The organism is Daejeonella sp., from assembly GCF_037719425.1.
GTDB lineage: Bacteria > Bacteroidota > Bacteroidia > Sphingobacteriales > Sphingobacteriaceae > Daejeonella.
The window spans coordinates 8,651-20,285 of sequence record NZ_JBBJNI010000070.1 but is presented as its reverse complement, the minus strand read 5'-3'; the positions used below and the strand labels follow the sequence as shown (position 1 = coordinate 20,285).

Below are 11,635 nucleotides of genomic sequence, written 5' to 3'. Positions count from 1 at the left end.
ATTTCTATTCATCGTTGACCTTGTTTTTTGTCAACCTATGTCAGGACAAGTCAGACCGGTTGCTGAACCTTAAACATTCCAGTGTTAATCCTTTGGCTTTCACCGAGCAGGGAGTCGCCATGCTTGCTTCAGTTCTCAGATCACCGAAAGCTGTAAAACTGAACATCGAAATTATGCGGGCTTTTGTATATTACCGCCAAATACTGCTGCAAAATCAGGATATTTACAAAAAAGTTCAGGAACTGGATGACAAGATCAATAGCGTCTTTGAATACCTCCTAAACAAAATTGAACCCAAAATAATTGAATCAGAGCCTGTTGGTTATAAACTAATGACAAAGAAAGAATAGTAATATGGCAAAGAAAAAAGAAGAAAAACACATCCCGGTAGTTAATAAAAAGTCACTAGCATTTTTCGAAACCTATATTAATAACCCCTCTCCAACTGGTTTTGAGTGGGAGGGGCAGCGCTTATGGCTGGATTATATTAAGCCATTTACTGACGAGCATTTTGTTGATAATTACGGAACTGCGGTTGCGGTTATAAATCCTAAAGCGACTTACAAAGTAGTTATCGAAGCTCACGCTGACGAGATTTCCTGGTTCGTAAATTACATCACAAAAGATGGATTAATTTACGTGATCAGAAACGGCGGCTCAGATCATCAGATAGCACCATCAAAACGTGTGAATATCCACACAGAAAAAGGAATAGTTAAAGCTGTTTTCGGATGGCCCGCGATTCATACCCGAAGCGGGGAGAAAGAAGAAGCTCCTACTCTCAAGAATATTTTTCTGGATTGCGGATGTACCACTAAGGAAGAGATTGAAGGCCTGGGTATCCATGTAGGATGCGTGATTACCTATGAAGACGAATTCATGGTGCTGAACGACCGCTACTATGTGGGCCGCGCACTGGACAATCGTGCAGGCGGATTTATGATAGCAGAAGTAGCCCGCCTTTTGAAAGAGAACAAGAAAAAACTGCCTTTTGGATTGTACATCGTAAACTCAGTTCAAGAAGAAATAGGCCTGCGTGGCGCAGAAATGATAGCTCACCGCATCAAACCAAACGTAGCTATCATCACCGACGTTACTCATGATACGCAAACTCCAATGATCAATAAGATTACTCAGGGCGACCTCGCTTGCGGGAAAGGGCCTGTGGTATCCTATGCACCAGCCGTACAAACAAACCTGAATAAGCTCCTGATCAAAACTGCTGAAAAGAGTAATATTCCTTTCCAACGGCAGGCTTCATCCAGATCAACGGGGACAGACACCGATGCTTTTGCATATTCTAATGAAGGTGTAGTATCGGCGCTTATTTCTCTTCCGCTAAGGTATATGCATACAACCGTAGAGATGATTCATAAGGAAGACGTTGATAATGTGATCCGCTTGATCTATGAATCACTATTAAACATCAAGGTTGATCACGATTTCAGAACGATAAAGTAACATCATTCCTTACATGAACGCTAGTTAATGGCCGCTAGCTCCATTGTCTCTAATTAACACAAAACATTAAGTTGTATCCATAGGTTAGCATAAGATAGATTTAATAAATACGATGGATAGAAAATCCAAATTTACGGAGACCATAAAATCTTCGTACACCACAGAGAAGGCGTTTATTTATCTGGGTGCAGGAATATTAGATGGTGAGATCATCCCTGAGGCTGAAGTTAATTTGGCTTTAAAGATGATGAACCGGCACGGTCTTATTGCTGGTGCTACGGGTACAGGTAAAACCCGAACCCTCCAGCTTATCGCCGAACAGCTTTCTGATGCCGGTGTTCCGGTGTTTATGCTGGATGTGAAAGGTGACCTTTCCGGACTTAATCAGGCGGGACAATCTAATCCGAAACTGGAAGAACGAGCTGCTGCGCTTGGAAGAACCTATGAACCTTCAGCGTTTCCGGTAGAGCTGTATTCTCTGTCCGGAAAACTGGGTGCCCAAATGCGTGCTACGGTTCTTGAATTCGGCCCAGTGATGCTATCAAAAATTCTTGACCTGAACGACACTCAGGCAGGAGTTATGGCTGTTATCTTCAAATATGCAGATGACAATAAGCTTCCGCTTCTGGATCTGAACGACCTTAAAAAACTGATTTCATACCTATCAAGTGGTCCCGGAGCGATTGAAATAAAGGAAAGCTACGGTAGTATTTCTACCGCTACGTCAGGAACAATGCTACGAAAAATAGTGGCCATTGAACAACAAGGCCTGTCGCGGATATTTGGAGAACGTTCTTTTGATATACAGGATCTTTTCAACCGCGTAGATGGCAAAGGCATGATCAGCTTACTAAACATTTCAGATGTACAAGCCCAGCCGGTACTATACTCCACCTTTTTATTAAGTCTGCTTGCCGAGATCTTTTACAGTATGCCTGAAGCCGGAGATCCGGAAAAGCCCAAGCTTGTATTTTTCTTTGACGAAGCTCATCTTCTTTTTAAAAACTCATCAGCCTCATTCCTCGAACAGATAGAGACAATAATAAGATTGATCAGATCAAAAGGAATTGGTGTTTTCTTCTGTACCCAATCACCGACGGATGTTCCGGAAAGTGTTCTGGGGCAACTGGGCAATAGAGTTCAGCACGCACTTCGCGCATTTACACCTAACGATGCAGAAGCCCTGAAGAAAACAGTAAATACCTACCCCCGCTCCGAATACTATGAGATTGACCGTACCATTACCGCGCTTGGTACCGGGCAGGCTCTTATCACAGTATTAAACGAAAAAGGGATCCCTACTGAAGTTGTTGCAACGCATCTCATCCCACCAAGGGCTTCTATGGCACCATTGCCTGCAGGCGATGCGGAAACCTTGATGAAATCAAGTTCCAATTTTAGTAAATATCAGGAAGTAATTGACCCGGAAAGCGCTTACGATATACTTACGAAACGTGTGAATGCAAAGCTTGCCGAAGAAGAAATAATTAAGCAGCGAGAGGTCGAAGAAAAGGAAAGTGCTCCAAAAAGAAATGAAAAAAGTACTTTTGAAAAAGTAATTAGTGCACCCATAACCCGGCAGATCGGAACGGCAATAGTCAGGGGCTTATTTGGCATGCTTACGGGTAAAAAACCACGCTACTAACCCATTAATAAATCACAAATTGACTTTATAATTAAACGGATGAAACCTACATTAGTAATTCTTGCGGCTGGAATGGCTAGCCGCTATGGCAGCATGAAACAAACAGACGGATTTGGGCCGAACGGCGAGACCATCATCGATTACTCTATCTACGATGCGATTCAGGCTGGATTTGGCAAAGTAATCTTCGTCATCAAAGAAGAATTCGCAGATAACTTTAAATCAATCTTTGAGCTTAAATTAAAGGGCAAGATTGAAACAGATTACGTCTTCCAAACCTTCGATCTTAAACCTTACGGTATAGACATAGAAATAGAGCGCCTAAAACCATGGGGTACCGCACACGCAACCCTTGCAGCAAAAGATGCTGTGAATGAGCCTTTCTGTGTGATCAATGCAGACGATTTTTATGGACTTGAAGCCTATCAGAAAATGCACGACTTCCTGACTACAGAAGTTAGCAATGATCAGTTCTCTCTGGTCGGTTTTCAGACTGATAAAACCTTATCGGATTACGGTTCGGTATCCCGGGGAGTTTGCGAAGTTGATGCCCAGGGAAACCTCACAGAAATAAACGAACGCCTTAAAGTATACTTTAAAAAAGATGCTGACGGGAACAACACCTCTGAAGTCGCATTCGAAGAGGCGGGGCGCGAATTTGCATTAAAAGCTGATTCGCGGGTTTCCATGAATTTCTGGGGCTTTACACCTAAAATTTTCGAGCTCAGCTCGAAAATGTTCAAGGATTTCGCCCTGGCCAACCTGGACAATCCCAAGGCTGAATTTTTTATTCCCCTGGTTGCCGACGAGCTTATAAAGACAGGTAAAGCAGTATTCAAGGTTATCCCCACGCAAAACAAATGGTTTGGGGTAACTTACATCGAGGATAAACCAATTGTGCAGGAGAGTATCGACAAGCTGGTAGGCAGCGGAGATTATCCAAAGAATTTGTGGACCTAAAATCCCCCACCCAGCATCTTATCAATCCTATAATTCTATGAATCTTAATCCTACAATCATCCAATCCCACTAATCCTATTCCAGACAATTATCAGCCTGTCCCGGGTGCGAGACTATAATCCAAATTAAACAAAACAGGCTGCCTCTTATAGGGCAGCCTGTTCTTGTATATATATTGATCTTATTCCTACTTCTTATCGTCCTCTTTCACTTCCTCAAAATCAACGTCAGTTACGTGATCGCCCGCCTCTTCTCCGGAAGCATTTCCTTGCGGAGCACCTTCCTGGCCAGCACCAGCTTCTTGCGAAGCTTTGTACATATCTTCTGATGCAACGTTCCATGCACCTTGAAGTTCCGCTTGTGCGGCATCGATCGCTGCAAAATCTTTAGATGCATGAGTATCTTTCAATTTCTTCAATCCTTCTTCAATTGGAGCCTTTTTATCATCAGTTAATTTATCACCGTATTCGCTCAATTGCTTTTCAGTTGAGAAGATCAGAGCATCAGCAGCATTCAGTTTTTCAACTTCTTCGCGTGCTTGCTTATCAGATTCAGCATTTGCTTCAGCTTCGTCCTTCATCTTTTTAATCTCTTCGTCAGTTAAGCCTGAAGAAGCTTCAATACGGATCTTTTGTTCCTTACCGGTCGCTTTATCTTTCGCTCCTACATGCAGGATACCGTTAGCATCGATATCAAATGTGACTTCGATCTGCGGGATACCACGTGGTGAAGGTGGAATACCATCTAAGTGGAACCTTCCAATCGTTCTGTTTTGGTTAGCCATTGGGCGTTCACCTTGCAGGATGTGGATCTCTACTGACGGCTGGTTGTCAGAAGCAGTCGAGAATACCTCAGATTTCTTCGATGGAATTGTAGTATTTGATTCAATAAGCTTAGTCATTACACCACCCATTGTTTCAATACCCAATGACAAAGGAGTAACATCCAACAATAGGACGTCTTTAACCTCGCCAGTTAATACACCACCTTGTATAGCTGCACCGATAGCCACAACCTCATCCGGATTTACACCCTTAGAAGGCTCTTTTCCGAAGAATGCTTTAACAGCATCCTGGATAGCAGGGATACGGGTTGAACCACCTACAAGGATGATCTCATCAATATCTGAAGTGCTCAGGCCTGCGTTCTTAAGTGCTTTTTTACAAGGCTCAATAGTACGTTTGATCAGGCTGTCTGCCAGTTGCTCGAATTTCGCGCGCGTTAAGGTTTTAACAAGGTGCTTAGGCATACCATCACCTGCTGAAATGTATGGAAGATTGATTTCTGTCTGCGTTCCGCTTGACAGCTCGATTTTAGCCTTCTCAGCAGCTTCTTTCAAACGTTGAAGAGCCATTGGGTCTTTACGAAGATCGATGCCTTCATCGCTCTTAAATTCATCCGCCATCCAGTCGATGATCGTTGCATCAAAGTCATCACCACCTAAGTGAGTATCACCATCAGTTGATTTTACTTCAAATACACCATCACCAAGTTCAAGAACAGAAACGTCATGTGTACCGCCACCGCAATCAAACACTACGATTTTCATATCCTTATGAGCTTTATCCAGGCCATAAGCTAATGCTGCGGCGGTTGGCTCATTAATGATACGCGAAACTTTAAGGCCTGCAATCTCTCCGGCTTCCTTAGTTGCCTGACGCTGTGCATCATTAAAGTATGCCGGAACAGTAATAACTGCTTCGCTCACTTCATGCCCAAGGAAATCTTCCGCGGTCTTTTTCATTTTCTGCAATATCATTGCTGAAATTTCCTGCGGAGTATACAGCCGATCGTCTATTTTAACACGTGGTGTATTGTTATCACCCTTCTCCACTGTATATGGAACACGCGTTATCTCATTGGTAACTTCGCCAAAGCTGTTACCCATAAATCTTTTTATAGAAGAAACAGTTTTTGTGGGATTTGTTATTGCCTGGCGTTTTGCCGGATCCCCTACTTTACGTTCGCCATTATCAACAAATGCAACAATCGAAGGCGTAGTACGCTTCCCTTCGCTGTTTGGAATAACTACAGGCTCATTACCTTCCATTACTGCAACGCATGAATTTGTTGTTCCTAAGTCAATACCAATTATCTTTGCCATATTATTATAACCCTTCTTTAATTTGTGTTTAGTTTTCTCCAAATGCAATCAACAAGCGTTGTGCCAAATCGAATAGTGCCTTATAATGACAGTATTTTGCCATTTACAGTATTAAATACAGAACAATAGGGGTATTTGGAAAATGACAGGATGGCAGAGTTGATTTAAGAATTAGAATTTAAGCAATTCGAAATGCTGAAAAATAGCCTTCATGACTGGATCGGCTAATTTATACGCCTTGTAGTGAAGCTGTCTCCCTCGTTTTCATATTACTTCTGATAGTTTCAAAAAGCTTCTCCTCTGAAAAGGGCTTAACAACATGATCATTCATACCTATTGCCATATATCCTTCCAAATCCTTTTCCAACGCGTTTGCGGTAATGGCCAGAATTGGTATGCTGGATTTCCCCGTATCGGCAAAATTCCTGATCAATTTTGTCAGGGAGATACCATCCCCATCGGGCATATGGATGTCAGTAAGAACCATGTCGTAAGTTCCTCGTTTAAAATAATCGAATGCTTGCCGCCCACTTTCAACAACATCAAAAGCTAATCCCCATTTGTTAAAAATGGTGCTGATCAGCATTATATTCATCTTGTCATCTTCTGCCACAAGCACCTTTAACGAAGACAGGGATGCAACATCAAGAGCCGGCTTTACACTTTTCTTAATATCTGTTTCAAGTGATGGCTGAAAAGGCAAATACGGGACCTGAAAGGTAAATACTGACCCTTTCCCCAACTCGCTTTTTACGTCGATATTTCCTCCCTGCACTAGTATAATTTTTTTAGATATGGCAAGGCCAAGACCAGAGCCATTACGTTTCTCGTGGTCATGTACGTGCGTGACCTGGGTGAACTGATCAAAAATGCTTTTAATATTGTCCTTCGCTATTCCTCTGCCTGTATCAGACACTTCAACCACCAGGTCGTTGCCCGACATCTTTGCATTAACATCTACGGTACCTGAGTCTGTAAACTTGATTGCATTATTGATCAAGTTGATCAATACTTGCTTGAGCCTGTATTCGTCTCCGGCTATCCTCAGTTCATTGCTCATTTCACAATGACATGAAAGCATTATTTCCTTTTTGTCAGCAAGCAGTTGGAGCGATGAAACCACATGTTTTATAGTTTTCTCAGGATAAAAGTTACTCGTGTGTAAATTAAGGTTCCCGGTCTCGAACTTCGACAGATCCAAAACGTCGTTGACTATTGATAAAAGTATTTTTGAAGACCGTCTTACTGCGGCGATCTGTTCCTTTTGAACATCATTCAAACTAGATTTTTCGAGCTGTTCAGAAAATCCAAGAATGGAATTTAACGGTGTCCGTATCTCGTGACTCATATGAGATAGAAAATCACTTCTCAACCGTGTTTGACGCACCGCCTCCTTGCCGTCCGCTACAAGCCGTTTCTCATGTCTGAATAACTGCCATGCGTTGAACAAAATTACTGCAGCCAGAATTAAACTAACGAAAAGTATTAGCCTCGAGATGTCGGACAATTCATTAATGGATGTTTTAGCCTCTTTTTTTAACTCCCTTGCACGCAATTCCTGCATCTCAACCTGCAGATGTTTTAGATTTTTGAGAATGTTTGATAAGCGGGTTAATAGCCGGTTATTGCTAATGATCAGCCTTTTTTCATTCTCGCCAAGCTGTTGATAGTTGAATGCAAGTTTATCAATCGACGATCTTAGCTGATCGTTCAATACGTTTAAAGTTGGATTCTTCTCAGCAGAACCCTCATTGCCAATTGTATTAGCAGTTGTAAGGGTAGAGGTTTGCTTAGGGTCTTTATTTCTAATGGCATCCCTGATTCTTCCAAACAGCTTTCTGTCGGATTTATTTTCCGGAACTACCGTCGTCTTTTCTGGAAAGACCTTCGCATCTTTAGGGCTTAAGGGTTTGAATACATCTGTATTTAAGGGCGCAAAGTTCCTTAGCTTAACGGTCGCCTGAATTAGTGAGTCATTAAGTGTTTTCAGATGAAGAAACATATTCGTTTCGTCAACTTTCTTCTTTAATAATAACTGGAGCGAGGCCCTGTCGGGATCAACGGTGTAAGAGGAGCGCTGCAGCGAATCGAGCATTTTCCTGAGAACGATCAAGCCGGTGGTATACTCGGTTCTATATTGTTCCTGGCCGGTGGCTGAGTACATTCTGAAGGCATTTTCTATGTTGAAGAACTTGTCTATGCTCTCATCCGCCAGATTTATAGCATGGTTTTGCTGACCAAGATGGTTGACCGCCTGCTCTAGGTTTGTTGTGGCATTATTACGCCACGACGCGAGGCCGATAAGTAGTAAAAGGGCAAAAGTAAATACTACTATAAGTATTAAACTTAGCCTTGCCTTAAGGCTATTTTTTTTGTTCACGTGCTGAGAGGCAGTTAATTATGTAATAAAAATAGTTAAATTAAACAATAGATTTGGCTAAAATGGATTATTATATTTACTTAACTAAAACGAAAAATAAGGCCTCTAATCTTTGCCACGCTTCGCTCGCAATGACAAACCTGCTTATGAAACTTAAAATTTTGAATTCTATCGTTATGTACAACGGGTGGAAATTTTAACTCTCCACTGTCAACCCCTGCGAGTACAGCCAAGGCAACACCGATATTAAGTTCAGCCATTCAGTTGTCACTGCGAGTGCAGCGATGCAAAATTGTCCATGCGAGCGAAGTGAAGCAACACTGATATTAAAAACAGCCACGCAATGTCATTGCGAGCTAAGCGAAGCAATAAAAAAACCCGCTCATCTCAGAACGGGTTTCCATTATCTTATGAGAAAAAACTAATTATGCTTTTTTCTCTTCTGTGCCATCATCTTCAGTTGCAGGAGCTTCAGGAGCAGCTTCTTCAGCAACTGGTGCTTCTTCAGCTACAGCAACTTCTTCAACCGCAACTTCTTCTGCAACCGGAGCAGCTTCAGCTACCGGGGCTTCAACTGTTTCAGCAACTGGTGCAGTTTCAACTTCAGCAACCGGTGCATCTTCAACAACTACCGCTTCTTCAACCGGAGCAGCTTCAGCTTTTAGAGCTTTTGCTTCCGCAGCAGGAGCATCAGCTTTCTTAGCTTTTGAACCACGACGACGAGTAGATTTTTTCTCAGCAGCAACTGCATCACCATTAGTATAGATCTCGTTGTAATCAACTAATTCGATTAATGCCATAGATGCATTATCACCAAGACGGTTTCCCATCTTAAGGATACGGGTATAACCTCCCGGACGGCTTGCTACTTTTGCAGCTACATCACGGAAAAGGATAGAAACTACTTCCTTGTTCTGTAAGTAACTGAATACCGTACGACGTGAGTGAGTAGTATCATCTTTTGATCTGGTGATGATAGGTTCAACATACACACGTAAAGCTTTTGCTTTTGCCAGTGTTGTTGTAATGCGCTTGTGTAAGATAAGCGAAGAAGCCATGTTAGCAAGCATCGCTCTGCGATGGCTGTCAGTACGACTTAAATGGTTTACTTTTTTACCGTGTCTCATTTTTTGTTGTGTTTTGCACGTGCATACCGTCAATCAACCTTTCGGGATCGGGAATTATGCATTTCGCTTATTATTATATTATTATTCTTCGTCTAATTTGAATTTCGAAAGGTTCATCCCAAATGACAGGCCTTTAGATTTTACTAAATCCTGGATCTCAGTAAGTGATTTCTTACCAAAGTTTCTGAATTTCAGCATATCAGCAACATCGTAAGAAACGAGGTCCGCTAATGAACGGATATCCGCAGCTTTAAGGCAATTTAATGCACGAACAGAAAGATCAAGATCAACTAATTCCATTTTAAGGATCTTACGCATATGCAGGATCTCCTCATCAACTTCCTTAGTTTCTTCTTTAGCCTGAGATTCAAGCATGATATTCTCATCAGAGAACAACATGAAGTGGTGGATCAAAATCTTCGCAGCTTCTTTCAACGCTTCTTCAGGATGAATTGAACCATCCGTAGTAATATCCAGAACTAATTTCTCGTAGTCAGTTTTTTGTTCTACGCGGAAGTTCTCAATAGTGTATTTAACGTTCTTGATCGGTGTGTAGATCGAATCAATCGCGATAACACCAAGAACAGCATCTACGTTTTTGTTTTCTTCTGCAGCGATGTAACCTCTTCCTTTGCTAACTGTTAATTCGATCTCCAGGGTAACAGAAGATTCCATATTACAGACAACCATATCAGAATTCAGAACTGTAAAGTTGTTAGAGAACTTAGTAATGTCGCCAGCTTTGAACTGATCCTGACCGTTGATGATCACAAAGATCTTCTCGTTATCGCCAGACTCGCCGGTTTTCTTGAAACGGACCTGCTTTAAGTTAAGGATGATCTCAGTAACGTCTTCTACAACACCTTTGATGGTAGAGAACTCGTGAGATACACCTGAAAAGCGTACGGAAGTTATTGCAAAACCTTCCAGGGAAGATAAAAGTATTCTCCGTAAAGCATTACCAATGGTAACCCCGAAACCAGGCTCTAAAGGTCTGAATTCAAATGTTCCGTCGAAATCCGTAGATTTCTGCATGATAACTTTATCAGGTTTCTGAAATGCTAAGATTGCCATTTATCTATTTTGTTTATTGTTTATGGATATGAGACCTGCCTATCGCAGGCAGATATGAGATGTGAGATGTGAGATATCAGACATGCGTTAGTCTCATATCTCACATCTCATATCTCAAATCTTATTTAGAGTACAACTCGACGATAAGGTTTTCCTTGATATTCTCAGGGATCTCATCGCGGCTTGGGTAGTTAAGGAACTTACCTGTTAAGGCGTTAGCATCCCATTCTAACCAGCTGAATTTGTTTATAGTTCTCGCTGCAACTGAATTTGAAACAGCTTCAAGAGATTTTGAACGTTCACGTACTGCAACAACATCACCTGCACGTAAAGCATAAGAAGCGATATTTACAATCTCACCGTTAACAGTGATGTGCTTGTGGCCTACTAACTGACGTGCAGCAGAGCGGGTTGGAGCAATTCCTAAACGGTAAACTGTATTGTCTAAGCGGGCTTCCAGGAATTTCAAAAGGTTCTCACCAGTAATTCCTTCTTTAGCAGAAGCTTTGTGGAAAAGGTTTTCGAAATAACGCTCCAATACACCGTAAGTGTATTTAACCTTTTGCTTCTCCATTAACTGCACTGCAAACTCTGATTGCTTACCTCTTTTTCTTGAGGTACCGTGCATTCCCGGAGGATAATTTTTTCTTTCTAATGCCTTATCAGGACCGAAAATTGGTTCTCTGAATCTACGGGCGATTTTGGACTTTGGTCCGGTGTATCTAGCCATGGTTGTGTGTTTTTAAAGTATCCATCAGCCCGGGGCTGAGGAATCTTAGCTTTAAAACTGATTATTATTAATTAAACTCTTCTTCTTTTTGGAGGACGGCAACCGTTGTGCGGAAGCGGAGTGATATCCTGTATAGTAGTAACCTCAATTCCGG

General features: G+C 41.9%; 8 protein-coding genes and 2 pseudogenes. 4 read left to right on the top strand and 6 right to left on the bottom strand.

Features of this window, described 5'->3' with window-relative positions; all coding sequences use genetic code 11:
• From WKF69_RS10725 to WKF69_RS10710, 4 genes and pseudogenes are all read left to right on the top strand, one after another.
• Positions 1-350 (top strand): annotated as a pseudogene (locus WKF69_RS10725) (hypothetical protein); the annotation flags it as partial.
• Between the two features lie 4 nt (positions 351-354).
• Positions 355-1,461: a M42 family metallopeptidase gene (locus WKF69_RS10720; protein WP_340381771.1), complete on the top strand. Its 1,107-nt coding sequence runs from the start codon at positions 355-357 to the stop codon at positions 1,459-1,461.
• A 112-nt stretch (positions 1,462-1,573) separates the two neighbouring features.
• The gene (locus WKF69_RS10715; protein WP_340381769.1) at positions 1,574-3,106 is read left to right on the top strand and encodes a helicase HerA-like domain-containing protein; all 1,533 of its coding nucleotides are present in this window, start codon (positions 1,574-1,576) and stop codon (positions 3,104-3,106) included.
• 39 nt (positions 3,107-3,145) lie between these two features.
• Positions 3,146-4,066, top strand: a complete 921-nt coding sequence (locus WKF69_RS10710; RefSeq protein ID WP_340381766.1) for a sugar phosphate nucleotidyltransferase — start codon at positions 3,146-3,148, stop codon at positions 4,064-4,066.
• Between the two features lie 187 nt (positions 4,067-4,253).
• Here WKF69_RS10710 and dnaK read toward each other — a convergent pair whose 3' ends face one another.
• The 6 genes and pseudogenes from dnaK to rpsK all read right to left on the bottom strand — a co-directional run.
• Positions 4,254-6,170 carry a molecular chaperone DnaK gene (gene dnaK, locus WKF69_RS10705; RefSeq protein ID WP_340381764.1) on the bottom strand — a complete coding sequence of 639 codons (1,917 nt, stop codon included), beginning with the start codon at positions 6,168-6,170 and terminating at the stop codon, positions 4,254-4,256.
• 229 nt (positions 6,171-6,399) lie between these two features.
• A complete protein-coding gene (locus WKF69_RS10700) occupies positions 6,400-8,550 on the bottom strand; it encodes an ATP-binding protein (protein WP_340381762.1) in 2,151 nt (716 codons plus the stop codon).
• A 590-nt stretch (positions 8,551-9,140) separates the two neighbouring features.
• Positions 9,141-9,677 (bottom strand): annotated as a pseudogene (rplQ, locus tag WKF69_RS10695) (50S ribosomal protein L17); the annotation flags it as partial.
• Between the two features lie 81 nt (positions 9,678-9,758).
• A complete protein-coding gene (locus WKF69_RS10690; protein WP_340381760.1) occupies positions 9,759-10,751 on the bottom strand; it encodes a DNA-directed RNA polymerase subunit alpha in 993 nt (330 codons plus the stop codon).
• A gap of 121 nt (positions 10,752-10,872) precedes the next feature.
• Positions 10,873-11,481 carry a 30S ribosomal protein S4 gene (rpsD, locus tag WKF69_RS10685; RefSeq protein ID WP_340381758.1) on the bottom strand — a complete coding sequence of 203 codons (609 nt, stop codon included), beginning with the start codon at positions 11,479-11,481 and terminating at the stop codon, positions 10,873-10,875.
• A gap of 71 nt (positions 11,482-11,552) precedes the next feature.
• A partial coding sequence (gene rpsK / locus WKF69_RS10680; RefSeq protein WP_340381776.1) for a 30S ribosomal protein S11 occupies positions 11,553-11,635 on the bottom strand: 83 nt, incomplete at its 5' end.

What these genes read in the sequence shown, in the direction of transcription:
- WKF69_RS10715 (WP_340381769.1), top strand. Translation starts at nt 1,574, where the DNA reads ATGGATAGAAAATCCAAATTTACGGAGACCATAAAATCTTCGTACACC.
- rpsD (WP_340381758.1), bottom strand. Translation starts at nt 11,481, where the DNA reads ATGGCTAGATACACCGGACCAAAGTCCAAAATCGCCCGTAGATTCAGA.
- WKF69_RS10690 (WP_340381760.1), bottom strand. Translation starts at nt 10,751, where the DNA reads ATGGCAATCTTAGCATTTCAGAAACCTGATAAAGTTATCATGCAGAAA.
- WKF69_RS10710 (WP_340381766.1), top strand. Translation starts at nt 3,146, where the DNA reads ATGAAACCTACATTAGTAATTCTTGCGGCTGGAATGGCTAGCCGCTAT.
- WKF69_RS10720 (WP_340381771.1), top strand. Translation starts at nt 355, where the DNA reads ATGGCAAAGAAAAAAGAAGAAAAACACATCCCGGTAGTTAATAAAAAG.
- dnaK (WP_340381764.1), bottom strand. Translation starts at nt 6,170, where the DNA reads ATGGCAAAGATAATTGGTATTGACTTAGGAACAACAAATTCATGCGTT.